Source organism: Streptomyces anthophorae, assembly GCF_049310305.1.
In the GTDB taxonomy this organism is placed as follows: Bacteria; Actinomycetota; Actinomycetes; order Streptomycetales; family Streptomycetaceae; genus Streptomyces.
Genome location: NZ_JBLWQQ010000001.1, coordinates 23,049 through 48,429, shown reverse-complemented (window position 1 = coordinate 48,429; position 25,381 = coordinate 23,049). Strand labels below are relative to the sequence as shown.

The 25,381-nt window shown below is 71.4% G+C and carries 18 protein-coding genes; 7 read left to right on the top strand and 11 right to left on the bottom strand.

The genetic code is table 11. The features are described from left to right. Positions 1 to 12: 12 nt before the first annotated feature. The 7 genes from ACNYS0_RS00180 to ACNYS0_RS00150 form a co-directional block, all read right to left on the bottom strand. Entirely contained in the window at positions 13 to 1,101 is a 1,089-nt protein-coding gene (locus tag ACNYS0_RS00180) for a LacI family DNA-binding transcriptional regulator (protein WP_422470535.1), read from the bottom strand. A gap of 243 nt (positions 1,102 to 1,344) precedes the next feature. Then, entirely contained in the window at positions 1,345 to 4,470 is a 3,126-nt protein-coding gene (locus ACNYS0_RS00175; protein ID WP_422470534.1) for a discoidin domain-containing protein, read from the bottom strand. A gap of 167 nt (positions 4,471 to 4,637) precedes the next feature. Next, positions 4,638 to 6,434: a sugar-binding domain-containing protein gene (locus tag ACNYS0_RS00170; RefSeq protein ID WP_422470533.1), complete on the bottom strand. Its 1,797-nt coding sequence runs from the start codon at positions 6,432 to 6,434 to the stop codon at positions 4,638 to 4,640. A 47-nt stretch (positions 6,435 to 6,481) separates the two neighbouring features. Next, entirely contained in the window at positions 6,482 to 7,093 is a 612-nt protein-coding gene (locus tag ACNYS0_RS00165; protein ID WP_422470532.1) for a hypothetical protein, read from the bottom strand. Positions 7,094 to 7,099: 6 nt separating this feature from the next. Then, positions 7,100 to 7,936, bottom strand: a complete 837-nt coding sequence (locus ACNYS0_RS00160) for a carbohydrate ABC transporter permease (protein WP_422470531.1) — start codon at positions 7,934 to 7,936, stop codon at positions 7,100 to 7,102. Beyond that, on the bottom strand, positions 7,933 to 8,901 hold the full coding sequence (locus ACNYS0_RS00155; protein WP_422470530.1) for a carbohydrate ABC transporter permease: 969 nt from the start codon (positions 8,899 to 8,901) through the stop codon (positions 7,933 to 7,935). The genes ACNYS0_RS00160 and ACNYS0_RS00155 overlap by 4 nt, the downstream gene beginning before the upstream one ends. Next, a complete protein-coding gene (locus ACNYS0_RS00150; RefSeq protein ID WP_422470529.1) occupies positions 8,898 to 10,235 on the bottom strand; it encodes an ABC transporter substrate-binding protein in 1,338 nt (445 codons plus the stop codon). Before ACNYS0_RS00150 ends, ACNYS0_RS00155 begins: the two co-directional genes overlap by 4 nt. A 257-nt stretch (positions 10,236 to 10,492) precedes the next feature. Between ACNYS0_RS00150 and ACNYS0_RS00145 the strand changes: the two genes are divergently transcribed. Then, positions 10,493 to 11,536: a LacI family DNA-binding transcriptional regulator gene (locus ACNYS0_RS00145; protein WP_422470528.1), complete on the top strand. Its 1,044-nt coding sequence runs from the start codon at positions 10,493 to 10,495 to the stop codon at positions 11,534 to 11,536. A 15-nt stretch (positions 11,537 to 11,551) separates the two neighbouring features. On the opposite strand, the gene ACNYS0_RS00140 is transcribed toward ACNYS0_RS00145, so the two are convergent. Then, complete coding sequence (locus tag ACNYS0_RS00140; protein ID WP_422470527.1) at positions 11,552 to 12,229, bottom strand: GntR family transcriptional regulator; 678 nt, start codon at positions 12,227 to 12,229, stop codon at positions 11,552 to 11,554. Positions 12,230 to 12,363: 134 nt separating this feature from the next. Between ACNYS0_RS00140 and ACNYS0_RS00135 the strand changes: the two genes are divergently transcribed. The 3 genes from ACNYS0_RS00135 to ACNYS0_RS00125 are packed head-to-tail and all read left to right on the top strand — an operon-like array spanning position 12,364 to position 16,550. Further along, positions 12,364 to 13,776, top strand: a complete 1,413-nt coding sequence (locus ACNYS0_RS00135; protein WP_422470526.1) for an amino acid permease — start codon at positions 12,364 to 12,366, stop codon at positions 13,774 to 13,776. Between the two features lie 25 nt (positions 13,777 to 13,801). Further along, positions 13,802 to 15,076: an aminotransferase family protein gene (locus ACNYS0_RS00130; RefSeq protein WP_422470525.1), complete on the top strand. Its 1,275-nt coding sequence runs from the start codon at positions 13,802 to 13,804 to the stop codon at positions 15,074 to 15,076. Positions 15,077 to 15,080: 4 nt separating this feature from the next. Then, positions 15,081 to 16,550 carry a purine-cytosine permease family protein gene (locus tag ACNYS0_RS00125; RefSeq protein ID WP_422470524.1) on the top strand — a complete coding sequence of 490 codons (1,470 nt, stop codon included), beginning with the start codon at positions 15,081 to 15,083 and terminating at the stop codon, positions 16,548 to 16,550. Here ACNYS0_RS00125 and ACNYS0_RS00120 read toward each other — a convergent pair. From ACNYS0_RS00120 to ACNYS0_RS00110, 3 genes are read right to left on the bottom strand one after another with little or no spacing between them, the layout of a single operon-like run. Further along, positions 16,490 to 18,598, bottom strand: coding sequence for an acetate--CoA ligase family protein (locus ACNYS0_RS00120; RefSeq protein WP_422470523.1), 2,109 nt, complete (start codon positions 18,596 to 18,598; stop codon positions 16,490 to 16,492). The two genes, ACNYS0_RS00125 and ACNYS0_RS00120, sit on opposite strands and share 61 nt — an antisense overlap. After that, complete coding sequence (locus ACNYS0_RS00115) at positions 18,595 to 19,761, bottom strand: acyl-CoA dehydrogenase family protein (RefSeq protein ID WP_422470522.1); 1,167 nt, start codon at positions 19,759 to 19,761, stop codon at positions 18,595 to 18,597. The genes ACNYS0_RS00120 and ACNYS0_RS00115 overlap by 4 nt, the downstream gene beginning before the upstream one ends. A gap of 56 nt (positions 19,762 to 19,817) precedes the next feature. Next, positions 19,818 to 21,398 carry an APC family permease gene (locus ACNYS0_RS00110; protein WP_422470521.1) on the bottom strand — a complete coding sequence of 527 codons (1,581 nt, stop codon included), beginning with the start codon at positions 21,396 to 21,398 and terminating at the stop codon, positions 19,818 to 19,820. Between the two features lie 145 nt (positions 21,399 to 21,543). Between ACNYS0_RS00110 and ACNYS0_RS00105 the strand changes: the two genes are divergently transcribed. From ACNYS0_RS00105 to ACNYS0_RS00095, 3 genes are all read left to right on the top strand, one after another. Beyond that, positions 21,544 to 22,938, top strand: coding sequence for a flavin monoamine oxidase family protein (locus ACNYS0_RS00105; RefSeq protein ID WP_422470520.1), 1,395 nt, complete (start codon positions 21,544 to 21,546; stop codon positions 22,936 to 22,938). Between the two features lie 6 nt (positions 22,939 to 22,944). Continuing rightward, positions 22,945 to 23,823, top strand: coding sequence for a TetR/AcrR family transcriptional regulator (locus ACNYS0_RS00100; protein WP_422470519.1), 879 nt, complete (start codon positions 22,945 to 22,947; stop codon positions 23,821 to 23,823). 165 nt (positions 23,824 to 23,988) lie between these two features. Continuing rightward, a complete protein-coding gene (locus tag ACNYS0_RS00095; RefSeq protein WP_422470518.1) occupies positions 23,989 to 25,362 on the top strand; it encodes a cation:dicarboxylate symporter family transporter in 1,374 nt (457 codons plus the stop codon). Positions 25,363 to 25,381 lie beyond the last annotated feature (19 nt).

Below are 25,381 nucleotides of genomic sequence, written 5' to 3'. Positions count from 1 at the left end.
TACGTGGGTGGTTCAGGCGCGGGGCGCGGGCCCGGCCGTAAGGCCCGCCCGGAACTCGCAGGCCACCAACGGCTCGTCCGCCTCCTCGCCGGCCACCTGGGCGGACAGCAGACGCACGGCCGCCGCGCCCAACTCGTGCCGTGGCACGTCGAAACCGGTCGGCACGGGTCCCGTGGCCAGTTCCGGCGGCGGACTGCCGAGCAGTGCCAGGGAGACATGACCCGGACACGAGAGCCCAGCCTCCGCCACCGCCCCCTTCAGCGCCTGCCACGCCGCCCCGGTGTCCGTCTCCTCCGCGACGAACGCGGTGACACCGTTCGCGACCAGTGCCCTGACCCGCTCGGCCGTCATCTCGGCCACCGGGTCGGCGCACCGCAGTACGGCGTCGGGTCCGCCCGCGAGCCCCGCCCCGTCGAGCCCGTCGAGGAAGCCCTGCTGACGGTCCGTGGAGGCGGGCGCGTCGTCGTCCTCGCGCACGAGCACGATGCGGCGATGCCCAAGGCCGGCGAGATGCGCCACCACGTCACGGCTCGCGCTCACGTAGTCGGCGCCCACCCACGCGAGCCCCTCCAGCTCCTCCCTGCGCCCGAGGTGCACGACCGGGAACCCGTCGGCGACGAGCCGCTTCAGCTCGGCGCGCGGCACGTGCCGGCCGAGGAAGAGACACCCGTCGGCGAGCCGCACACGGCTGAGCGCGTCGGGACCGCCACCGCTGGACGCGGTGAACAGGACCAGGTCGTAGCCGCGCGCGGCGGCCTCCTGCTCCACGCCCACCAGGAACGGGTAGTACGAGTGCTGCACATCCGTCGGGAACGTCGACGTGAAGCTGAAGACACCGAGCAGGTTGTTGCGGGCGGCCGCCAGGCGGCGGGCGGCGGGATCGGGAACGTAGCCGAGGCTGCGCGCGGCGTCGAGGACCCGCTGCCGCGTCTCCTCGGAGATCGTCGCGCCCTTGCCGTCGCGGCGGGCGTTCAGGACCAGCGAGACGGTCGCCTGCGAGACACCGGCGAGCCGCGCCACCTCGGCCTGCCGGGGACGGGACTTCCGGCCCGCCGGAGCGGGGGCACGCCCCGGCTTCGCCCGCTTCCTGGGTTGCTCCACGCCTGCCGCTCCTCGGGTGTGCGTAGGTGGTAATGCGTATTAGCTAATGCGCATTAACGGGTACTCTGCGGGCCCTGCCCGCGTGGGGTCAAGGGGTCGTGCGGAGAATTCCGAGGTTCAACGAGGCGGCCGGGCCTGCCGGTCGAGGCCGCCACGAGACCGCGTTGAGCCCGCCTTCAGGTACGCCGATGAACCCGGCCGCACGCGGGCGACCGGGTTCATCGAGCGGCGGCGATACGCAGGTCAGCGCACGGAGAGCCGCACCAGACGGGCGTCCGTGGCGCGCTCGCCGGTCACCTTGAAGGCGACGTAGCGGGCCTCGGCCGAGCCGAGCGGCAGCGTCCGGTCCGGCCGCTTGCCGTCGAGCCGGCCCGCGACCCGGTAGTCGAGGCCGTCGGCGCTGAGTTCCACTTCGGCGGCGGGTGCGCCGCCGCCCGTCCACTCCGCCTCCACGCTGCGCAGCGCGGCCACCTCGCCCAGGTCGACGACCAGGCGCCCACCGGGCCCAGGACGCCAGGAGCTGCCGCGGTCGCCGTCCACCACCGCGGCCGGATCGGACATGCCCTCGGGCAGCGGGCTGGTCGGGAACACGGTCCGGCCGAGCGCCCGGTCGTCCAACGGGAAGGCGGTCGCGCCGGGGAGGTGCAGCGTCGTCTCCCGCGCACGGGACACCGTGGCCACGGCGCCGCGGCCCTGCGCCTCGACCCGGACGCGGCACGCTGCGCCGGAGAGCCGGAGGGTGGCGCCGTCGACGACGCGGACGCGCAGACCGGCGGGCAGCCTCTCGCCCGGCAGCGGAGCCAGCGTGAACCGGGGAGCGAGCAGCACCGCCTCGGCCGCATCGAGGTTCGCCCGGTAGGTGACACCGTCGTCGGTGACGCTCTGGTCGCCTTGGAAGGCCGTCCGACGGTCACCGGACTGCGGGACCCGGACCGTGGCGGTGACCCGCCCGCCCGACAGATTGAACAAGCTCACGTAGCCGTCGGTGAGCGCCGCGTGCACCTCGTCCGACTCTGTCGTGGCTGAGGGTGTGCCGGCCAGTTCGCGCAGGGCGTTCGCCGACGAGTCCGCGAAGCCCTCGACCACGACGGGCGCCGCCGGGCCGTCCGAGGCCACGATGGTGTCCCCGTAGACCGCGAGCGGGTGCTTGCCCCCGCGGACGACGAGTCCGGCCCGGCCGTCGATGTCGAGCCACCCGCCACGGCTGCTCACGTCGGGCTTCGGCCACGTGGCGAGGTCCTTCCAGGTCTCGCCGTCGGCCGAGCCCTGGACGTGGTAGGCGCGGCCCGCCGCGGCCTCCCAGCGCAGTGTCACCCGGTCGACGTCGTGCGTCGCGCCGAGGTCCACCGCGAGCCAGCTGTCGGCGCGCGGGCGGTCGGCCTTGGACACGGCCCACCGGGTCGCCGCGTCACCGTCGACGGCCAGTCCCGGCCCCTTGCCCGTTTCGCTCGACGAGGCGGTCGCCGTGCCGCCGCGCGCGAGATCCGTCCCGTCGGCGCCGTCGCGCACTTCCAGGGCGAACAGCGAATACCCGTACGTCGGGTCGGGCCGTACGCCGAGCATCCGGATGTGCCGCACCGCCGTGCGCGGGACAGCGACCGTGTCGACGCGTGCCGTCGAACCCGACCCGTCCTGCGCCCGCACGGAGGCGCTGCCCTCCTCGAAGCGGTACGTGCGCGACCCGTCGAGCCCCGCCATGCCCGGCATCGTCAGGTTGTGGATCTCCAGGTGGCCCTCGCCCGCGCCGGTCCCGCTCGTCGCGTAGACGACCGAGCCCGTCGGCAGCGTTGCGAACCCCGCGTAACCGGCGTCGAGTTGGAGGACGCTCGCGCTGCCGTCGAAGCCGTCGCGCAGGGACTCGTAGAGCCGCACCGAGCGCCGGGTGACCTTGCCCTTGGAGGAGGGGAGGAACATCGGGGTGGCGCCGCTCAGCTTGAACAGCCAGTCGTCGTGCGCCGGTTGCCAGGCGAACTTCACGAAGCCGGGCTTGCTGACGGCGCCCGCCCACGCGGCCCGTGTCTGGTGCGAGACGAGACCGGGCCCGGTGCCGAAGTCCGTGACCCCGGACGCGTGGGCGAACAGCTCCTCCTGCGTGTACGGGCGGACCGGGGCACCTCCCGCCTCGGCCGCCCACACATGCAGCAGATAGCTGATGGCCAGCTCGGCGCGTGCCTCCGGCTCGTACTTCGGCTCCCCGGAGAACTTGGCGAGGCGGTGCTCCGGCGGATACTTCTGGTAGGCCTCCAGCCGCTCCGCGAGGGCCTGTTCGGCGCGCGCGGCCGCCCGGTCGCCCACCACCTGCGCGAAGAACGCGAGCGGGACGACGTCCCGGCCGTACAGGTGCTCGCGGTCGTTCACCATCGGCATCAACGGCTCACCGGCGTCGCTCATGACACCAAGGAGCGTGCGCCACAGCGGCTCGGCGTTCGGCTGCCTGGTCAGCACCTCGGGCAGGGGCCTGCCCGCCGCGAGGAAGTGTGCGGCGTTCCGCCCCGAGGTGCGCCACAACTCCTCCTGGTAGTGCGGGCCGAAGGAGCCGTGGTTCTCGACGATGAACGTGTCGTACAGGTTCCGCGCGGTGTTCCGCGAGACACGCACCCCGTCGACGAGCGCCGGGTTGGCGAGGTCCGCGGGCGGGAGCCCGGCCTCGTTGCGCGACCATGTGCCGTAGCCGGACTCCCAGTCGGAGTGGCGCGGATCGTCGGGGGCCCAGGCCAGGGCGGGCGCGAGGGTCTGCGCGTACAGGCCCATCTCCTCCAGCTTGGTGTCACCGACATGGCCGCCCTTGAGGCCGTTCGGCGTCCAGTCGCCCGAGTCGGGGTCGTCCCCCGTTCCCAACGATGTGGTGTACGCGGCCTGTTCGCGCGTGATGGTGTCGACCCGGTCGCGCGTGGCGTCGTCGAGCTCGTCCCACAGGAGGCGCGCGGCGAGCACGAAGTACGACTGGAAGGTGGTGTCGAAGAACAGCTTGCGGCCCCACTCGGTGCCGCCCGTGAGCCGGTTCGACGCCGCGAAGTGCCGGAGGGTGGCGAGCGTGCGCGCCTTCAGGGTGTCCCGGTCGATGCCGGCCCGTTCGGCGTCGTACGTGCCCTGTGTCAGCAGGACGGCGTTGCCGAGGACGACGGCGAAACCGAAGTCCTTCGCCGTGTAGTGGCCCTGCGCGGCGTCCCACTGGGTCTCGGACCAGCGGGTGTGGTCGAGCAGGACCCGGTGGTAGGTGGCCGCGATGTCGTCCGGGGGAGCGGACGAACGGCCCGCCGCCCGCGCCGGGTTCACCCCGGCGAGGGTCGGGAGGGCGGTCATGGCGCCGGTGAGGCCGACGGCCTGGAGGAATCTGCGGCGGTGCAGCCGCGGGAGGTGGTGCGGCATGGGCGGGACCTCTTTCGGGAAACACGAGACAACGTTGTCAGGTGGAAGGGGCTCAGTATTCGATCCGTGATCCGCCGGCGTCAACGGTCGTGCGGGGAGGGCGCGACGGCCGGTGAGGGCCCGAGGATGCTGCGTCGTCCGCGGTCCCACACCGGCCGTCACCGGGGTCAGCCGCGGGTCCGCGTGAGGATCGCGCGGAGTTCGGGAACGGGGAGCTTCGGTGTGCGGTCCGCCGTCAGCAGGCCGTTGACCTCCTGCTCGGTGTCGGTGAACTGGGTGTAGCAGAAGCCGGCCAGTCCCGATTCCACGGCGGCCCCCACCAGGGAGGACAGCCGCTCGGCGAACTCCTTGTCGGTGGCGACGGTGTCGTAGCCGAACCACTCGGCGCCCTCGGCCGGTTCGAAGGTGGCGCCGCCGAACTCGCTGAGCACCACCGGCTGCCCTTGGTGGCGCACCCCGTCCAGCGTGAGGCGCCGGACGCCCGGCCACCGCTCGGTCAACTCGCCCCGGCGCAGCGACGCATGGCCGTAGCGCTCGCGCAGCACATCGGCGCGCTGCGTGTAGTCGTGCACGCCCCACATGTCGGCGGCGGAGATCTCCCAGCCGTCGTTGGAGACGGCGGGCCGCGAGGGGTCGAGGGCCTTGGTCAGGTGGTACAGGGCGTCCATGAAGTGCCGTTGCTCGGGCACGAGCGCCGGGTTGGGCACGGACCAGGACTCGTTGAGGGGGACCCAGGCGACGATCGAGGGATGGCTCAGGTCGCGCGAGACCGCCTGTGTCCACTCGGCGACCACCCGCTCGACGGTGGTCGTGCCGAACGCGTACGCCGACGGCATCTCGCCCCACAACACGAGGCCGAGCCGGTCCGCCCAGTACAGGAAGCGCGGATCCTCGATCTTCTGGTGGATGCGCAGCCCGTTGAGCCCGATCTCCTTGGCCAGTTCGGCCTCGCGGCGCAGCTCGTCCGCCGACGCCGCGAGGTGCGAGCCCGGCCAGTAGCCCTGCTGGAGTGCGAGCCGCAGGAAGTACGGCTTGTGGTTGAGAAGGAAGAGCCCGTCGTCCCAGCCGATGTCACGCAGCCCGATGTACGAGGAGAACCGGTCGACGGTCGTACCGTCCGCCGGGTCGATCACCTCGACGGCCGCGTCCACCAGGTGCGGGCGCTCCGGGCTCCACAGCACACCGTCCAGGTCCTGGCCGTTGCGCAGCGCGGGCACCGCGATGTCGAACGTCGTCTCCTGGCCGTCGGCGAGGATCCGCTGGTCGGCGAGGACGCGTTCGCCGAGCGCGAGACGCACCGACACGTGCACGGGCGACGCGGGCCACCGGCTCAGGCGCACCCGGCACCGTACGCGGGCGTTCGCGACGTCGGGCGTCCAGTGCAGCGTCGTCACGTGCAGCTCCGGCACCTCCTCCAGCCACACGGGCTGCCAGATCCCCGAAGTGCGGTGGTACCAGATGACGTGCGGGTCGTGGTGCCAGTCCTGCTTGCCGCGCGGCTGAGTGGCGTCGAGCGGCTGGTCCTCGGCCCGCACCACGACGACGTGCGCGCCGTCCCGGTCGAGGACGTCGGTGACATCGCAGGAGAAGCCGGTGTGACCGCCCTCGTGGCGGCCGACCAGACGGCCGTCCACCCAGACCTCCGCGCGGTGGTCGACCGCGCCGAAGTGCAGCAGCAGACGGCGGCCCGCGGCGGGCCGGGTCACGTCGAGCGTGCGCCGGTACCAGAGCACGGGGTGGAAGCCGGCGTCGCGCACCCCGGACGCCTCGGACTCGGGCGGGTAGGGCACGGTCACCACGTCGGTGTACGGCGCGGTGACGTCGGGGTCCATCCAGCGCTCCGTGCGACCGCGGTCGGCGTCGTCCCGGGCGAACCGCCACGGACCGCCGAGGTCGTGCCAGTCCGGGTCCCGGACGAGTTGCGGCCGGGGGTGTCCTGCGAGGTCGAGGTGGGTGTGAGACAAGGAGAACTCCGGTGGTGTGGTGCGCTGTTCGGGGGAGGGGCGAGGCGTCAGGGCGCGGGGGAGCGGAGGTCGACGGCCGTGGCGGCGAACGCCAGCGGCCCTGGCAGCAGCGGGACGAGCGTCGGCATCGCCCACGCGAGGAGCACGGCCAGCACCACGGCGCCCGCGAGGAGCAGGCTGCCGCGCGGATCGGCGAGCGAGCGGACGAGCCCCTCCCGCGCGGACAGCCGGTCCGGCTCCTCCAGCGCGGTGGTCCGCAGTCCCACGACCGCGGCGCCCAGGGCGAGCAGCAGAAGCGCGGGGGCCAGGATCCGTGCTCCGGGCAGTCCGCTGCCGACCAGTTGACTGTCGAGGAACAGGAGCAGGGCGAAGAGCGGTGGCACCAGCCCGGCGAGCAGGGAGCGTCCGCAGAGTCGTGCGCGCAGCTCGCCGAGGTATCCGCGGACACTGATCTGGACGCCGCTGCGGGCCGTGCCCCGCAAGGTCGCCGACGCCGCCGAGAAGGCGGCCGGCGCCGTGATGACCGGCAGACAGGCGAGGGTGGTCAGCAGGCCGACGAGCAGCATGTCCGCGAAGAGCGAGAAGCCGCCGCCGAACACCTCACCGGGCTCCCGGCGCCGGCGTCCCGCGCCGCGCGGCGCGACGGGTGTGTGCGTCATGGTGTCTCAGCCCTTCAGCCCGGAGGTCGCCATGCCCTGCACGAGATAGCGCTGGAAGACGAAGAAGAACAGCATGATCGGCAGCACCGAGATCACCGACATGGCGAACATCGGCCCGTACGCGGAGGTGCTGCCCTGGTCGACGAAGCTGCGCAGAGCCAGGGTGATCGTCGACTTCTCCGGCGAGAACAGATAGATCATCTGCGTGAAGAAGTCGTTCCACGTCCAGATGAACGTGAAGATGGCGGTGGTGATCAGCGCCGGACGGCTCAGCGGCAGCGTGATCGCCCAGTAGGTGCGGAACGGGCCGCAGCCGTCGATCCGCGCCGACTCCTCCAGCTCCCGTGGCAGACCCCGCATGAACTGCACGATGAGGAACACGAAGAACGCCTCGGTGGCGAGGAACTTCGGCAGGATGAGCGGCCAGAACGTGTCCGTGAGGCCGAGCCGGTTGAAGATGATGTACTGCGGGATCAGCACGACGTGGTGCGGCAGCATCAGCGTCGCCACCATGAAGCCGAACATCGGCCTGCTCATCCGGAACCGCAGTCGCGCGAAGGCGTACGCGGCCAGCGAGCAGGAGAGCACGTTGCCGAGGACGGCGCCTCCGGCGATCAGCAGGGTGTTGCCGAGCAGCCGGCTCACCGGAACGCCCGACACACCTTCGAGGGCGGTGGTGTAGTTGCCCCACTCCAGATGACTCGGCCACAGGTCGAGGCTGGCGATGACCTCGTCCGCCGGCTTCAGCGACGTGGCGAGCAGCCACGCCAGCGGATACAGCAGCACCAACAGGCACACGGCGGCGATCGTGTGCGGCACCCACCGCTTCGCGGCGATGTTCATTTGCCCTCCTCGTCCGCGTAGAAGACCCAGGACCGGGACGTCCGGAAGAGGATCAGGGTGACCACGCCGATCGCGATCAGCAGCAGCCAGGCCATCGCCGAGGCGTAGCCCATGTGCGAGGCCGTGAAGCCGCGCTCGTACAGGTACAGCGTGTAGAACAGCGTCGAGTCCGCGGGCCCGCCCTCGCCGCCGCTGACGGCGAACGCGGGGGTGAACACCTGGAAGGAGTTGATGACTTCGAGGACCAGGTTGAAGAACACGACCGGGGACAGCATCGGCACGGTCACCGAGACGAACTGTCGCCAGCGGCCCGCCCCGTCGAGCGCTGCCGCCTCGTACAGATCGGGCGAGATCTGCTGAAGACCCGCCAGGAAGATCACCATGGGCGCGCCGAACTGCCACACCGTCAGCAGCACGATGACGTAGATGGAGAGGTCGGCGTTGCCGACCCAGCCGCCCGTGTGGATGCCGATCGAGCCGAGGGCGCGGGAGACGGTCCCGCCGTCGTTGAACAACGCCCGCCACACCAGCGCGATGGACATGCTCGCGCCGAGCAGCGACGGGGCGTAGAACGCGGAGCGGTAGAAGGCCCGGCCCCGGCTGAGGTTCTTCAGGAGCATGGCCACACCGAGGGCGAGCCCCAGCTTCAGCGGGACGGCCACGACGACGTACAGCATCGTGGTGCCGACCGACCGCCAGTAGCGGGGGTCGTCGGTGAGCATGTCGGTGTAGTTGCGCAGGCCGATCCACTGGGGCGGATCGAAGAGGTTGTAGTCCGTGAACGACAGATACAGCGACACCGCCATCGGGACGAGCGTCAGCACGACCGCGCCGATCATCCACGGTGACAGGAACACGTAGGCGGGCCACTGCTTCTCGCGCACCCGGCGGATCCGCCTGCCGGACGTCGGTCCCTCGGGGTCGTGATGTGCGGGGGCCGGCGCCTTGGTGGTGAGTGCGCTCATGACCTCAGCTCCTTGGTGGCCTCGTCGATGAGTTCGCGCGCCGCCTGCCGGGGCGTGGCCCGGCCGTACATCACGCGCTGGTACACGCGGTTGAACGTGGGCTGGATCGCCAGGTCGGCGGGCGGCGGCGCGGTCGGCGGAGCGTCGAGGCCGTACTTCTCCATCGTCTGCGCGTACTGGTAGATCTCCAGCTCGGGGCCCTTGAGGGTCCTGCCGACGCGGGCCGCGATCGACCGGTTGGGCGGGGTGGAGCGGGAGAACCCGAGGATGTCTCCCGCCCGCCGGTCGTTGAGCAGGAAGTCCACCAACTGGGCGGCCTCCTTGGGATGTGGGGTGTGCGAGCCGATCCCGAGGAGCATGCTCGGCTTGAAGTACGCGCCCTGTCTGCCGTCGGTCGTGGGAACGGGCGCGTAGTGCACCTGCTCGCCGAGCAGGTCGACATAGCCCGGGAAGGGCGCGTCCCACGTGAAGTCGGACGCGGCGAGCCCCCGGCCCATCGGGCACATCTCGGTGTTCGTGGCCTGCACGGTGTCGCGCGGTTCGGCGACGGCGCCGTCCTTGCGGAGCCGGTCGTAGAGCGTCCAGAACTCGGTGAGGTCGTCCTCGGTGAAGGCGCGTTCGGTCTGGCTCTTGTAGAGCTTCCCGCCGCGGCTGCGCAGCCAGTCCTCGAAGATGTCCTCGTTGCCGCCGCCGTCGTTGGCGCCGCGCAGCGGGCGGCCGTCGGGGGTCTTCAGGCCGAGCGCGGTGATCTTCTTGTTGGCCTCGGCCCACTCCTGCCAGGTCCAGTCGGGGCGAGGTGCGCCGATCCCGGCCCGCTTGAAGACCTTCGAGTCGTAGGCGAATCCGGTGATGCCGCGGCCCATCGGCAGGGCGAACTGGCCGCCCCGGTACGTGCCGGTGCGCAGGAAGCTGTGGTCCATGTCGGACGTGTCGATGGTCCCGCGCTCGATGGCGTCGTCAAGAGACATCAGGGCGTCACCGCCGGCGTACTGGGACACCTGCCGGTAGTCGAGCTGCACCACGTCGGGGACGCCGCCGCCCGCGGCCTGCGTCGCCAACTTCTGGAGATACGCACCGAATTCGCCGTTGGACGTGCGGACGGTGACGCCGGGGTGCTCCTTCTCGAAGAGGCGCACCGCCTTCTCGGTGCGCGCGGCGCGGTCGTCATTGCCCCACCAGGAGAACCTGAGGGTGACACCGCGGGACGTGCCGCCGCTCGCGGTGGAACAGCCGGACAGCGTTCCGGTCAGCGCGGCACCGACGCCGGCGGCCGCGGTGGTCAGGACGGCCCGGCGGCTGGGGCGGGGGCGCGGGCCGCTTCGGGGCTCGGGCATGGGGGCCTTCCAGGAAAGGAGGGATGGGTGAGGTGCGGTGGGGCCAGGTGACCTCTCGTGAGGCAGGCGGGTGGGGCACCGCGGTGGGCGTACACCTGCTCCGGTGCTCCTCGACTGCGACGGATTCCAACGTTGTAACCAGTGGGTGTCATCGAGGTCAACCCTCTGTCGCAAATGAACTCGGACCGGGCCCGGGGGCTGTGAATGGCCGGTGTCACATGCATAATCGGAGAGAACCAGGTGAGGGGAGTCGGCCGGTGGCAGCAGTGACGCTCAAGGACGTCGCCGAGCGGGCGGGGGTGTCGATCAAAACCGTTTCCAACGTTGTACGCGACGCCCCGCGGGTGTCGGAAGCGACGCGGACCCGTGTCATGCGCGCCGTGCAGGAGCTGGGGTACCGGCCGAATCCGTCGGCCCGCCGGCTGCGGACCGGGCGCAGTGGTCTGATCGCCCTCGCCGTCCCCGACCTGGCGACGCCCTACTTCGCTGAACTCGCCCACCACGTACGCACGGAGGCGGCGGCTCTCGGCTTCACCGTCCTCATCGAGGAGACCCTCGGTGACACCAAGGAGGAACTTCGCCTCGCGACCGGCGTCGGCGCGTCCCTCCTGGACGGAGTGATCCTCTCGCCGCTGCACGTCTCACCGGACGAACTCGCTCCCGTCACCGACCAGTTCCCCCTGGTACTCCTCGGTGAGCGCAGTTACGAAGGCGACCGGGTGGTGGCGGACCACGTCCTCATCGACAACGTGGCGGCCGCCCGCGAGGCGACCGCTCACCTGGCGGGCCTCGGCCGCACCCGCATCGCCGCGATCGGGGTCGACAAGTTGGGTTCCGCGACCAGCCGCCAACGCCTGGAGGGCTTCCAGCAGGCGCTGCACGACGCGGGCCTGACCTACGACCCGCGCCTCGCGCCCCAGATCAAGGACTTCGACCGCCGCAACGGCCTCCAGGCGATGCGCACCCTGGTCGAACTCCCCGCCGACCAGCGCCCGGACGCCGTCTTCTGCTTCAGCGACCTCCTGGCCGTCGGCGCCCGCCGCGCCCTGCACGAGGCGGGTCTCACCATCCCCGGCGACGTGGCCCTGGCCGGCGTCGACGGCTCGGAGGAGGCCCGCTACGGCACGCCGTCGCTGACCTCGGTCGTCCCCGACAAGTCGGCGATCGCCGCACTGGCGGTGAAGTGTCTCGTCGACCGCGTCCGCGCGGAGGTACCCCCGCCGTTCGAGGTGCATGTGGCGCCGCACTGGCTGGAGGTGCGGGAGTCGAGCGGGGGCGACCGGGAACCGTTGGACCCCTGAGCGCGCCCCCGCCCTTCACCCCTCGAAGGACGCCGCCAGAATCTCCTGCACCCGCGCCCCGTTCGACGCGATGTGATGCCGCACCTCCCGCTGCGCGCGCTCCGCGTCACCCGCGCGGATCGCCGCCATCAGCGGTTCGTGCTCTCCGAGCAGCCTGCGCGGATTCTCGTTCTCCCGCTCGTGGGCGGACAACGCCATGAGGTAGAAGCGCAGTTCACGGGTGAGGCCGGCGTAGAACGCGTCGAGGCGCGCGTTGCCGAGCGTCGCCACGATCGCCCCGTGGAAGGCCAGGTCGGCGGCGACGATGTCGGCGCGGCGCAGTGAGGCCGTGACCGTGACGAGATGCTCGTACGCCGCCTCCACGGCCGCGAGTTGGGCCGCGCCGAGGGGCGCAGCGAGGGCCGCCGCCTCCAGGTGCTCGCGCGCCGTGTAGAGCTCGTCGACGCTGCGCGGCGTGGGGGAGATGACCACGGCCCCGCGGTTGGCCTGGAACCGGATCAGCCCGCCGTGTTCGAGGAGCCGGACGGCCTCGCGCACCGTGTTGCGGGCGATGCCGAGCTCGGCGGCGATGGCGCTCTCGCGCAGCCGCTCGCCCGGCCGGAAGGACCCGGCGAGGATCCGCTCCGACAGACCGTCAGCGATCTGCTGCGCGGTCGTGGTTCGCTGGGCCACCAGCCCCTCAAGTGCCGTCATGGCGTCATCGTAGCCACCCGGTGACCTCTGGTGCCGAACAGTAGAACTGTTCTACAGTTGCGCACTGCTTCGGCCGATCACGGCCCGTCGCCTGCGTGACCCACTGAACCGATGCGGCAGGAGGGCCCTCAACAGTGTGGACAACTCGCGAGAACGACAGGATCGATCCGGGAGACGGCACGGCCCCGGAGCAGCGGCCCTCCGACGCGCCCCGCACCCTCAGGCAGCGCCACGTCCGGATGATCGCCCTCGGCGGCATCGTCGGCGCCAGCCTCTTCGTCGGCAGCGGCGCCGTCATCCACACCGTCGGCCCGGCCGCCATCCTGTCCTACGCCCTCGGTGGCCTCCTGGTCATCCTCGTGATGCGGATGCTGGGCGAGATGGCGACCGCATCGCCGACCCTCGGCTCCTTCATGGAGTACGCCAGGACGTCGCTCGGCGGCTGGGCCGGCTACACCATCGGCTGGCTGTACTGGTACTTCTGGGTCGGCGTCGTCGCCTTCGAGGCGGTCGCGGGCGCCAAGCTGCTGATGCTGTGGATACCCGGCGTACCGCAGTGGCTCTTCTCGCTGATCCTGATGACCTTGCTGACGGCCACGAACCTGGTGTCGACCCGTTCGTTCGGCGAGACCGAGTTCTGGCTGGCGTCCATCAAGGTCGTCACGATCGTCGTGTTCCTCGTCGCGGGCACCCTGTTCGTCCTCGGACTGTGGCCGGACGCGACGCTCTCGGTGGGCAACGTCGCCCTCGACGGCTTCGCCCCGAACGGCCTTTCCGCCATCCTGCACGGTGTCGTCCTCGTGATCTTCTCCTACGTCGGCACCGAGATCGTCACCATCGCCGCCGCCGAGTCCGACAACCCGGTGAAGTCCGTCGTCAAGGCGACCTCCTCCACGGTGTGGCGCGTCATCATCTTCTACGTCGGGTCCGTCACGCTGTTGGTGATGATGACGCCGTGGGACCGGATCCCGGTCGAGACCAGCCCGTACGCGGCGGCCTTCGGCAAGATGGGAGTCCCCGCGGCGACGACCGTCATCAACGTCGTGGTCCTCACCTCCGTCCTCTCCGTGCTCAACTCGGGCCTCTACACGGCCTCCCGGATGCTCTTCGCCCTCCAGCGCAACGGGTGGGCACCCCGCTGGGTCGCCCACCGCGGCCGCAAGGGCACCCCCTGGAAGGCCATCCTGGCCTGCACCTCCGTCGGCTACGTGGCCGTTGCCATGAGCTATGTCGCACCCGACACCATCTTCAACTTCATCATCAACTCGGCGGGCGCCGTAGGCCTGTTCGTCTACGCGATCATCGCCGGCTCGCAACTGCGCATGCGGCGGCAGCTGGAGCGCGAGGCCCCCGACCGGCTCAAGCTGCGCATGTGGGGCTACCCGTACCTGAGCTGGGCCACCCTCGCGGCCATCGTCGTCGTCCTCAGCTCCATGCTCCTGGTCCCCGACGCACGTTCGCAGCTCTACCTGAGCGTCCTGAGCCTGGCCGCGATCCTCGCCACCTACGTGCTCGTACGGCCCCGGCGACACGGCACCACACACTGACCCGCCACCCCTTACGGAGATCCCCATGGCCCAGGAGAACCCGCCCGTCCTGTCAGGACCCGCCCTGTGGAGCGCGCAGGCCCACCTTCCGTCCGTCCTCGGACGCCAGCTGACCATCGAACGCGCCGAAGGCAGCTACCTGTACGCGACGGACGGCCGCCGCCTCTTCGACGGCACCGCCGGACTGTGGCACGCCAACGTCGGTCATTCGCGCCCCGAACTCGCCGACGCCGCCCACGACCAGATGCGGCGCCTGGAGACGTACCACGTCTTCGGCCGCTACCTGAACGACCGCGCGGTAGCCCTCGGCGAACGTCTCGCCGGCCTGTCACCCATCGACGACCCCAAGGTCATCCTCAACAGCGGCGGCAGCGACGCCATCGACGTCGCCTGCAAGCTCGCCCGCCGGCACTGGCAGCGCGAGGGCCGCGCGGACAAGACCATGATCCTCAGCCGCGAGTACGCCTACCACGGCCTGCACGCCTACGGCACGAGCATCGCGGGCCTCGACTTCAACCGGACCGGCTACGGCACCGAGTCCCTGGTCCCGGAGACCGCGCGCGTGTCCACGGACGACATCGACGCCGTCGAACGCACCGTCCGGGAGATCGGCCCGGAACACATCGCGGCGATCGTCGCCGAACCCGTCCAGGGCACCGGCGGTGTCATCCCGCCCGCGCCCGGCTACCTCGAAGGCCTTCAGCGCATCTGTCGCGAGAACGACATCCTGCTCATCATCGACGAGGTGATCACCGGATTCGGGCGCACGGGCCACATGTTCGCGACCCAGCGCTACGGCCTCACACCCGACCTGATCACCTTCGCCAAGGGCGTCACCTCCGGCTACGCGCCGCTCGGCGGCGTCCTCGTCGCCCCGCACATCTGGCAGCCGTTCTACCGGGACGCCGACGACACGCCCGTGTTCCGGCACGGCGCCACCTACTCCGGGCACGCCACCGCCTGCGCCGTCGCCCTGCGCAACCTCGACATCCTCGACGAGGAGAAGCTGGTGCCCCGGGTGGCCGAGCTCGAACAGGTCCTCGCCGACGAACTGCGGGTCCTGAACACCCGGGAGTCCGTCGTCGAGACACGGGTCGCGGGACTGCTCGGCGGTGTCTCCCTCGTCGACGACATCAACGCGGAGGCGGTCACCGACGAACTCGTCGAGCACGGCTTCGTCACCCGCCCGCTGCGCGGCAACACCGTGCAGATCAGCCCGCCGTTCATCACCACCGACGACGAACTGCGCGGGCTCGTCGCCGCCATCGGCACGGTGCTCGCCGCACACGAAGGCCGGTGACGCGATGCCGACAGCGCAAGAGGAATCCTCGGGCGGCCTGGTCGAATCGCGCTCGATCGACGTGGTGCCCGACGAGGAACGCCACGGCACCGCGTTCAGCCAGTTCACCCTGTGGGTGGGAGCGAACCTTCAGATCACGGCCGTGGTCACCGGCGCCCTCGCGGTGGTCCTCGGCGCGACCGCGTTCTGGGCGGTCATCGGACTTCTCGTCGGGAACCTGCTCGGCGGTGCGGTGATGGCCCTGCACTCGGCGCAGGGGCCCCGGCTCGGCCTCCCGCAAATGATCTCCTCGCGGGCCCAGTTCGGGGTCCGCGGCGCCGTGGTGCCCCTGGTCCTCGCGGTGTTCATGTTCATCGGCTGCACCGCGAGCGGCACCGTTCTCGCGGGCGAGGCGGTCGGCGAACTGACCCACCTGGGCCCCGTGGCGGGCATCCTCGTCTTCACGGCGGTCACCGCGGTGGCAGCCGCCGTCGGCTACCGCCTGATCCACTTCCTGGGCCGCCTCGCCGGCGTGGTGTGCGGCGTGGCGTTCGTCTACCTCGGCGTACGCCTCCTCCAGCACGACGACATGGGCACGGTCCTCGCCGACCACAGCTTCGCCTTCCCGGCGTTCCTGCTCGCGGTGTCACTCTCGGCGTCCTGGCAGCTCTCCTTCGGCCCGTACGTCGCCGACTACTCGCGCTACCTTCCGCGCTCGACCTCGGCCCGCGCCACGTTCGGCTGGACGCTGGCCGGGACCGCGCTCGGCGCCCAGTGGTCGATGGCCTTCGGAGCCCTCGCCGCCGCGGCCGCGGGGGAGGCCTTCGTCGGCCACGAGGTGACGTACGTGGTGTCACTCGGCGGAGCAGGCCTGATGGCGGCGCTGCTCTACTTCGTCATCGCCCTCGGCAAACTGACCGTCACCGTCCTCAACACGTACGGCGCGTTCATGTCGACCGTGACGAGCGTGACCGGGATGCGGCGGCGGGGCGCGGTGCCCTACCGGCTCTCGCCGCGCGGGCGGGTCGGCTACATCGCCGCGATCATCGTGGTGGGCGCCGCCCTCGCCCTCGCCGGACGCGGCGACTTCCTCAACACGTTCTCGACGTTCCTGCTCATCGTGCTGGCCTTCTTCACCCCGTGGAGCGCGGTGAACCTCGCCGACTACTACCTGGTCGCGAAGGAGCGCTACGACATCCCGGCCCTCAACGACCCCGACGGCCGCTACGGCTCCTGGCGGGCCCCCGCCCTGGTGTCGTACGGGGTGGGCCTGGTGGTCCAACTCCCGTTCATGGCAACGGACCTGTTCACCGGCCCCTTCGTCGCCCCGCTGGGCGGCGCGGACATCTCGTGGATCGTGGGTCTGACACTGCCGGGAGTCCTGTACTGGTCCCTGGCCCGCCGCGAACGGGATCGGGTCCCGGAGCGGATGATCTATCCGGAGGAAGCGGTGCCGGCGCAGGCGCCCCGGGGAGCGACGGAGGTGCCGGCCTGATCCGGAGCCGAGGGGACCGCGGTGGCCACGACGAGCCCGTCCACAGCCAGCGCACCCTCCGGAGCGAGACGGACCGGGTTGAGCTCGACCTCCGCGATGTCCTCCCGGCAGGCGATCACCTCGGACACGGCGACGACGATGTCCACCAGGGCCTCCACGTCGACGGGCGAGCCACCGCGCCAGCCGTGCAGCAGCGGCGCCATCCGCAGGCCGCGCACCATGGCGTGTGCGGTGGCCCGTGAACAGGGCGCGAGTTCGAGGGCCAGGTCACGGGCGAGTTCGGCGCGGACGCCGCCCGCACCGACCACCACGACCGGACCGAACGACGCGTCCCGCCGCGCGGCGACGAGCACCTCCACCACGTCCGCACGCCGGTCCATCTCCTCGACCACATAGCGGTGCGGGCCAAGCCGCTCGACCATGTCGAGGTACGCGGCCCGCAGCGCGCCCGGGTCCCACAGTCCGGTCGCCACACCCCCGTGCTCGGTCTTGTGCTCCAGCCAGTCGGCCTTGAGCACGACGGGCGCCGAGAGGGCGGCCGCCGCGGCCACGGGATCCTGGGTGCCCGGCGCTATCTCCGCTGCCCGGGGGAACGGCACACCTGCCGCGCCCAGCAGGCGCCGGGCGGCCAGGTATCCCGTGCCGACGGGAGGCCCGGCCGGTGTCGGGCGCGGCGATGTGCGCAGTGGCCGCCGGGTCAGGCGGTGCGCCGTGGCGACGGCCCGCAGCGCGCGCTCGACGTCGGAGAACGTCGGCACACCCGAGGCCTCCAACTCCTGTGCCACTGCTGTGCGTTCGGCCATGGAGTGGACCACGACGGGCAGCGCCCTGTCCGTGGCGATGCGGCCCAGCGCACGCGCCGCGGCGGACTCCGCCGATGCCTGTGCGGGGATGTCCCGCCCGTAGCTGCCGAAGTACCCGCTGAGCACGACCGTGTCGGCGACGGACGCGTCCGCCAGGCACGCGGGGACCGAGGCGTACGTCGACAGGTCCCGCTCACCCGCGCCGTCGAGGTCGACGGGGTTCGCCCGCCCGGCGCCCGGCGGCAGATGCCGGGCGAGGTCCCGACGCACGGAGGGCGGGAACTCCGCGACCTCCAGGCCGAGCCGCGCCGCCGTGTCCGCCGCCACGGCGCCCTGCCCGCCGCTGTCCGCCACGATCGCCACCCGCGGCCCGCGAACCGGAGGCGCCCGGAGCACCAGGTGCGCGGTGTCGACCAGGTGTGACGGGGTGTCGACGCGGACGGCGCCGACCGCACGGCAGGCCGCGTCCACCACATCGAGGGCGGCGGTCATGGCGCCCGTGTGTGAACGGGCGGCCTGGCGCGCCGCCGGACTGGCGCCGACGGTGAGCAGCAGTACCGGTTTGCCGGCCTCGCGCAGCGCGGCCAGGGCGTCGAGGAGCGCCGCGCCGTCGCCGTAGCTCTCCAGGTAGAGGGCGACGGCGCGGGTGGTGTCGTGGTCGACGAGATCGGCGAGCACCTCGGCGGCGCCGACGTCGAGCTGGCTGCCCACGGACACGAACCGGGAGACACCGACCCCGGCCGCCGCGGCCAACTGGGCGATCTCGAGGCCGACCTGGCCGCTCTGCGATACGACCGCGAGCGAACCCGCGGTGAACCGGCCCCACGCCAGCTCGAGTTCGGCCGACGCGTCGTACAGGCCCAGGCAGTTAGGCCCCACCAGCCGGGAGCCGCCCGCCCTGACGGTCCGGGCGAGCGCGGCGGGGTCCTCGACACCTGAAGTGACGGCGAGCAGTCCCGGGGCTCCGAGGCCGACCGCGTGCGCGACTCCGGCGGCGAGGGCGGCCGCGGGCACCGCGAAGGCGACCAGGTCGGGCACCTCGGGCAGGTCGTCGAGAGACGGATGGCTCGGTTGCCCGAGGACGGTCGCGCCCCGCGCGTTGACGAGATGCACCCGGCGCCGGTGCCGCCCGGCCAGAGCCCCGCGTGCGAGCCAGTGGCCCCATTTGGCGGGGTTGTCGGTGGCGCCGACGACGGCGACGGAGCGCGGGGCGCGGAACACGTCGAGCGTCCGACGGCCCGTCATGAGGCGGCGAGCGCGCGGGAGATGATGAGCCGCTGGATGTCGGACGTGCCTTCCTCGATCTCCTCCAGTTTGGCGTCCCGCAGCCACTTCTCGGCGAGGAACTCCTGCGAGTAGCCGTTGCCGCCCAGCGTCTGCACGGCGGCCCACGTGGCGAACATGGCGTTCTCCGAGCCCACCAGCTTCGCCGTCGCCGCCTCGGACGTCACCCTGAGGCCCCGGTCGTGCAAGCGCGCGGCGCGCATCGTCACCAGGTGTGCCGTGTCCGCGCGGGTGGCCATGTCGGCGAGCCGGAAGGCCACCGACTGGTGCTCGATGATCGGCACACCGAACTGCACCCGCTCGCGCGCGTAATGCACCGCCAGATCGAGCGCGGCCCGGCACAGTCCGGTGCAGGACGCGCCGATCAGGATCCGGGAGGCGTCGAAGGTCCGCATGAGGCCGGAGAATCCCTGTCCTTCCTCGCCGAGCCGGTCGGCGACCGGGACCCGTACGCCGTCGAGGAACACCTCGGCGTTGACGATGGCCCGCTGGCCCATCTTGCGCATCGGCCGGCCGACGGAGAGCCCTGGTGTGTCCCGGTCGACGACGAACGCGGTGATGCCATGGGAGCGGAGTTCCGGATCGACCGTCGCGAACACCACGAACCGGCTCGCGTACGGGGCGTTGGAGATCCACGTCTTCTGTCCGCTGAGCACATAGTGGCCGCCCTCGCGCACCGCACGCGTGCGCAGGCCCGCCGCGTCCGAGCCGTGGTCGGGCTCCGTGACCGCGAGCGCGGTCAGCGGCGGGGTCGACGCGGTCAGCGGGCGCAGCCACCGCTCCTTCTGGGCTTCGGTCCCGAGCGCGAGGACCGGGTCCGCGAAGAAGCCGTTGGACGTCAGCAGATTGCCGATGCCGATGTCACCGTGGCACAGCTCCTCCTGGACGAGCGCCTGAGTGGCCAGGTCGGTGACACCGCCACCGCCGTACTCGGCCGGGATCATGAAGTCCGTGAGGCCGGTCGCCGCGGCCTTCTTCCACAGGTCGAGCGGTGACTCGACGGCGGCGTCGTCGACCGCGCGGGCGCGCGGCCGGATCTCCGTAGCGGCGAAGTCGCGGGCGAGGCGGACGAACTCCCGCTGTTCCTCGGTCAGTTCCGAGGGGTCGGGCACGGGGAGGGGCATGACGGACTCCTGTGTCGACGGTCGTTCGGTGGACGGTGGCGCGACAGGCCGAGGTGTCACCGCGGCACGGCCTCGTGCGGGGGAGCGGTCGGCACCTGCTCGTCCTGCCCGGCGGCGCGGTCGAAGAACTCCGGGGCGACACGTGCGCGGACGAGCATCAGCAGCCAGCCGAGCAGCGGCGTGCCGACACCGATGAGGAAGACACCTCCGATGTGCCAGTGCGGTGCGAACGGCAGCGTCCATGAGGTGTAGCTGTTCGCCGGGTCCCAGTCGTTGCGCAGGCTCCACAGCCCGGCGGCGAGCAGCACCAGGCCGCCGGTCGCGGGCAGCACGACCCGCAGCCACAGATCGCCCGCGCTGCGGCGCCACTGATCCCGGTACGCCCAGGCCGAGGTCAACCCGGTGAGCCCGTAGTAGAACGCGATCATCAAGCCGCAGGAGGACACCGCGTCGCCGATCACCTGGCCGTCGCTGAGGAAGTTCATGACGATGTAGCAGACCGCTCCCGCGAGCCCGGTGGCGATGGTTCCGTACTGCGGGATCGCATACCGCGGATGCACCTTCGCGAGCCCCCGCGGGGCGGCGCCGCGCCGCCCCATCGCCAGCATCGTGCGCCCCAGCGTGAGCACGGTCGTCTCGGTCGAGGCCGCCGCCGACGACAGCACCATCAGGACCAGCAGATGCCACAGGAAGGAACCGAGGCCACTGTCGCCGAAGACGGCGCGACCGATGGCGGAGAACACGTCGCCGAAGTTGTCGGGATTGCCGAGCCCGATCCCCGTCGTGCCGATACCGGCGAACGCCAGCGTCGCGACGGTGGCCACCAGGTAGAGACCGAGGAGGGTCAGCGTCGACCAGGCGGCGGCGCGGCCCGGTGTGCGGTGCCGGTCGGTGGTCTCCTCGTTGACGGTGAGCGCCGTCTCCCACCCCCAGTAGATGAACAGCATCAGGACCAGCCCGCTGACGAAGGCGCTCGGCGACGGGATCTCGAAGGGGTTCAGCCACGACAGTTGGGGGTGGTGTGCCCCCGGCCCCGCGCTCCCGCTGTAGACACGCACGAGCGCGACCACGGAGAGCACGGCCAGCATGCCGAACTCCAGGAACAGCAGGGCGCGTTGGACGGCGGCCGCCACCTCGATGCCGCGGTAGCAGACGGCGCTCATCAGGCCGATCCAGCCGAGGCCCACAAGCAGCACCCAGGGGCTCGACGGGTCCGCGCCGATGCCCTCGGCGCCGCAGAGGATGAACACGTACTGGCCCGCGACCTGCGCCAGGCTGGCGAGGACCAGGACGAACGAGGCGATGATGGCCCAGCCGCCCATGAAACCGACGCGCGGGCCGAGCACCCGGCTCGCCCAGGTGAAGATCGTGCCGCAGTCCGGTTCCTGACGGTTCAACGCCGCGTAGCCGAAGGACACGAACAGGATCGGCACGAAGGCCAGCACGACGATCGACGGCGCCTGGAAGCCGACGAACGCCACGATGAACGCGAGCGTCGCCGCGAGGCTGTACGCGGGGGCGGCCGACGCGACCGACAGGATCAGGCTCGTCGTCATACCGAGCGCATTGGCGCGCAGGCCCTGGCGGGGTGCGTCGCCCGAAGGTTCTTCGGTGGTGGTGCGTGGGATGTCCGGCACGGTCGAACTCCCTGTCCGGGGTAGGGGAATCGCAATATTGACGCGATGGTCAATGATGCGCTCGGCATCCGACATGTCAAGGGTTCAGGACGGCTTTCGCCGCAACATTGACTGACTGATCAGTCTTGCGACATGCTCTGCTGCCATGTGGGAACAGACCGAAATGAACCTGGTCGAGACCGAGGTCGTCATCGTCGGCGGCGGCTACGCCGGTCTCGCCGCGGCCCTCCGACTCCACGACCACGGCACCGACTTCGCCGTCGTCGAGGCGGCCGACCGGGTCGGCGGCCGGGTCCTCACCGAGTCCCGTGCCAATGGCCTGCGCGTCGACCACGGCGGACAGTGGATCGGCCCCACCCAGACCCGGCTGCACGCCCTCGCCGCCCGCTTCGGCTGTGCCACCTTCCCGACCTGGGAGACCGGAAAGCACATCGAGGTGTGGCAGGACGGCAGCACCGTCCCCTACCTCGGGGCGGCGCCCGCCGACGGACCCGGCATCCCCGCGTACACACACATCACCGAGGACCTCGACGCACTCGCCCGGACCGTGGACACCGCCGAGCCCTGGCGCACCCCCGGCTTCGCCGAATGGGACGCGCGGACCGCACAGTCCTACTTCCGCGCGCACACCGACGACCCGGACGCGCTGCGCCGGCTCGCGCTCGCCGTCCAGGGCGTGTGGTGCGCGGAGCCGTACGAGATCTCGCTGTTCCACGTGCTCTTCTACGTCGCCGCGGCCGGCGGCTGGGAGCAGCTCATGGAAACCGGTGGCTGCGCCCAGGACAGCCGTTTCGTCACCGGCGCCGCGGGACCGGCCCGCGCGGTCGCCGAACTGCTCGGCGACCGGATCCGCCTCGGTTCACCGGTCCGCCGGATCGAGCACGACGCGGACGGCGTGCGCGTCCACACCGCCGACACCGTGTACGAGGCCCGCCGGGCGGTCGTCGCGCTCCCGCCGCCCGCGGTCCGCGCCCTCTCCTTCGCCCCCGCCCTGCCGGTCAGCAGGGAGGGCTGGCTCTCGCACAGCCCGATGGGCCGCGTCGCCAAGGTCCACGCGGTGTACGACACCCCGTTCTGGCGCGCGGCGGGCCTGTCCGGCATCGCCACGCTGTACGACCACGGACCGCTCGGCGTCGTCTTCGACAACTCGCCGCCGGACGCCGAGCGGGGCGTGCTGGTCGGTTTCGTCTACGGAGACCGGCTCAGCGAGTGGAGCCGCCTCGACGCCGCCGCCCGCCGCGAGACCGCCCTGGCGAGCCTCGCCCGCGTCGTCGGCGACGGAGCGGCCCGCCCCCTCGACTACACCGAGAAGAACTGGTCACAGGACCCGTACGCACGCGGCGGATACGAGGCGTACGCGACCCCCGGAGCCTGGACCGGCTACGCACGGCACGGCTGGCGCACGCCGACCGGGACGCTGCACTGGGCGGGCACCGAGACGGCTAGTGTGTGGAACGGCTACATCGACGGCGCCCTCTCCTCGGGGGTTCGGGCGGCCGACGAAGTCATCACGGCACTCTCGGCACAGGCGGAAGGCTGAACCGGCATGGGCCCCGAAAGCGAGGGCGAGGACACGCTCGTCGAGCGGGCCCGCGAGGTGGTCCTGTGCGCACCCATGAGCCAGCGGGAGTTCGCCGACCGCGTCGGCATGGACCCCACCGCCCTGTCGAAGGCACTGCGTGGCAACCGCAGGCTGAGGGACGTCGAGATCGCCGCCATCGCGCAGGTCGGCAAGGTGTCCCAGCGTTATCTGCGGACCGGCGTCGGCCGCCCGCCCGTGCCGCGCAACGGGGCGAACGGCACGCAGGGCACCCGCAGGCGCGCCGACGCCGTGGACGCCGAACTGCGCCGCACGCAGATCCTGGAGGCCACGGCCCGGCTCATCGCCCGCCGCGGCTTCCACAAGGTGCGGGTCGCCGACATCGCCGAGGCCTGCGGCACCAGCACCGGCACCGTGCACTACCACTTCCCGACGAAGGACGACGCGCTGCGCGCCGCGCTCGTCTTCTACGCGGACCGCTTCCACACCCGCCTGGACGCCGAGTTCGCGACCGCCGACACCACCGTCGAGAAGCTGCGCCGGCTGATCGAGGTGCAGCTGACGACCACCGAGGAGGACACCGACGAGTGGTCGGTGTGGGTGCAGTCGTGGAACGAGGCGATCCTCGACCCGAGCCTGCGCGACGGCCAGCGCGGTGTGTACGCCCGCTGGCGCGGCGTCGTCCTGGACCTGGTGCGCACCTGCCAGCGCGAGGGCATGGCCGAGGGTGTCGACGCGCAGGCGCTGGCCGCCCGTTTCACCGGCCTCGTCGACGGCCTGGCGATCCAGGTTCTCGCGGGCACGGGCGACATGGACGCGGCGCGGATGCGCGAACTGCTCCTGGACGCGTTCGAGCCCTATATCAGCCTGCGAAAGGGCAGTTGAGCGGCGGTCGAGGCGCGCCATTCGCACGTGGGTTCGGGAGCAATCTCCAAGATCTGCGATCGGGGCGATCCGGGGTCTTCCGTGCCGGTAGGGCGTCAACGATAGTGATGCATCGCGGAATTGATCTTCCGCAATGCAGAATATCCGCCCATGTAGGAGTGCCCCATGGCGCACGCCAACGGAAACATCGCACGCCGCGCAGGCCGTCTCCTGCGCACCAGCCTCTTCGCTCAAGTACTGCTCGCCCTGTTGCTCGGCGTCCTCGTGGGCCGCCTGTGGCCGGACGCCGGATCGGCCCTTCAGCCTCTCGGTGACGGCTTCGTCCGGCTCATCAAGGCGATGATCGCGCCCCTGGTGTTCTGCGTCGTCGTCGCGGGCATCACCAAGGCCGGTGACCTGAAGGCCTTCGGCAGGATCGGCGTGAAGGCGCTGATCTGGTTCGAGGTCGCCACCACCGTCGCCCTCGTCATCGGCCTGCTCGCCGGCAACATCCTGGCGCCCGGCGCCGGCATGAACGTCGACCCCGCCACCCTCGACAAGGGCGCGGTCGACGAGCAGACCGGCGGCGGGCACCTCCCGTCCACCGCCCAGTTCATCCTGGAGTCCCTCCCCGACAGCGCGGTCGGCGCCTTCGCCGAGAACTCCCTGCTCCAAGTCCTGGTCCTGGCCTGCCTCGTGGGCGCCGCGCTGCTCCACCTCGGCCAGAGCAAGGTCCCGCAGATCCTGCCCTTCATCGAGCAGGCCCAGGACGTCGTGTTCACCATCGTCGGCTACATCATGAAGCTCGCCCCGCTCGCGGTCTTCGGTGCCACCGCCCACCTCGTCGGCGAATACGGCGTGGGCGCGATGTCGACGTACGGAAAGCTCATCGCCGTCTGCTACGGCGTCGCCCTGCTCTTCCTGCTGCTGCTCGGCCTCGCCCTCAAGGCGGTCACCGGCCTCAGCCTGTGGAAGTTCGTCCGCTACACCCGCGAGGAACTGCTGCTCGCGCTCGGCACCGGGTCCAGCGAGACCGTGATGCCGCGCATGATGCAGAAGCTGCGCGCGGCGGGCTGCCGGGACGACGCGGTCGGGCTCGTCCTGCCGACCGGGTACTCCTTCAACCTCGACGGCGCCTCCATCTACCTGTCCATCGGCACCCTCTTCATCGCTCAGGCCGTCGGCGTCGACCTGAGCCTCGGGCAGCAGGTCACGGTCGTCCTCGTGCTCATGCTGACCAGCAAGGGCATGGCGGGCGTGCCCGGTTCGGCGTTCCTCGCGCTGTCCGCGACCGCCTCCGCCCTCGGTGTCATCCCGGCCGCCGCGGTGGCCCTGCTGCTCGGCGTCGACCGGATCATGGACTCGATGCGCGTCGCCACCAATCTGCTCGGCAACTGCGTCGCCGTGTTCGCGGTGTCCCGCTGGGAGGGGGCCCTGGACCGGGTCACCGCGAAGCGCGTCATGAACGGCGAGGAACCCGGAGCGGCGCCCGTGAGTGCGACGAAGGACGCGGCGCCCGTGAACATGTCCAAGGACGTGGAACCCGTCAAGGACAGTTGACGCACAGGCCATCACCACA

What these genes read in the sequence shown, in the direction of transcription:
- ACNYS0_RS00175 (WP_422470534.1), bottom strand. Translation starts at nt 4,470, where the DNA reads ATGCCGCACCACCTCCCGCGGCTGCACCGCCGCAGATTCCTCCAGGCC.
- ACNYS0_RS00125 (WP_422470524.1), top strand. Translation starts at nt 15,081, where the DNA reads ATGCCGACAGCGCAAGAGGAATCCTCGGGCGGCCTGGTCGAATCGCGC.
- ACNYS0_RS00140 (WP_422470527.1), bottom strand. Translation starts at nt 12,229, where the DNA reads ATGACGGCACTTGAGGGGCTGGTGGCCCAGCGAACCACGACCGCGCAG.
- ACNYS0_RS00165 (WP_422470532.1), bottom strand. Translation starts at nt 7,093, where the DNA reads ATGACGCACACACCCGTCGCGCCGCGCGGCGCGGGACGCCGGCGCCGG.
- ACNYS0_RS00105 (WP_422470520.1), top strand. Translation starts at nt 21,544, where the DNA reads ATGTGGGAACAGACCGAAATGAACCTGGTCGAGACCGAGGTCGTCATC.
- ACNYS0_RS00130 (WP_422470525.1), top strand. Translation starts at nt 13,802, where the DNA reads ATGGCCCAGGAGAACCCGCCCGTCCTGTCAGGACCCGCCCTGTGGAGC.
- ACNYS0_RS00100 (WP_422470519.1), top strand. Translation starts at nt 22,945, where the DNA reads ATGGGCCCCGAAAGCGAGGGCGAGGACACGCTCGTCGAGCGGGCCCGC.
- ACNYS0_RS00120 (WP_422470523.1), bottom strand. Translation starts at nt 18,598, where the DNA reads ATGACGGGCCGTCGGACGCTCGACGTGTTCCGCGCCCCGCGCTCCGTC.
- ACNYS0_RS00095 (WP_422470518.1), top strand. Translation starts at nt 23,989, where the DNA reads ATGGCGCACGCCAACGGAAACATCGCACGCCGCGCAGGCCGTCTCCTG.
- ACNYS0_RS00150 (WP_422470529.1), bottom strand. Translation starts at nt 10,235, where the DNA reads ATGCCCGAGCCCCGAAGCGGCCCGCGCCCCCGCCCCAGCCGCCGGGCC.
- ACNYS0_RS00155 (WP_422470530.1), bottom strand. Translation starts at nt 8,901, where the DNA reads ATGAGCGCACTCACCACCAAGGCGCCGGCCCCCGCACATCACGACCCC.
- ACNYS0_RS00115 (WP_422470522.1), bottom strand. Translation starts at nt 19,761, where the DNA reads ATGCCCCTCCCCGTGCCCGACCCCTCGGAACTGACCGAGGAACAGCGG.
- ACNYS0_RS00160 (WP_422470531.1), bottom strand. Translation starts at nt 7,936, where the DNA reads ATGAACATCGCCGCGAAGCGGTGGGTGCCGCACACGATCGCCGCCGTG.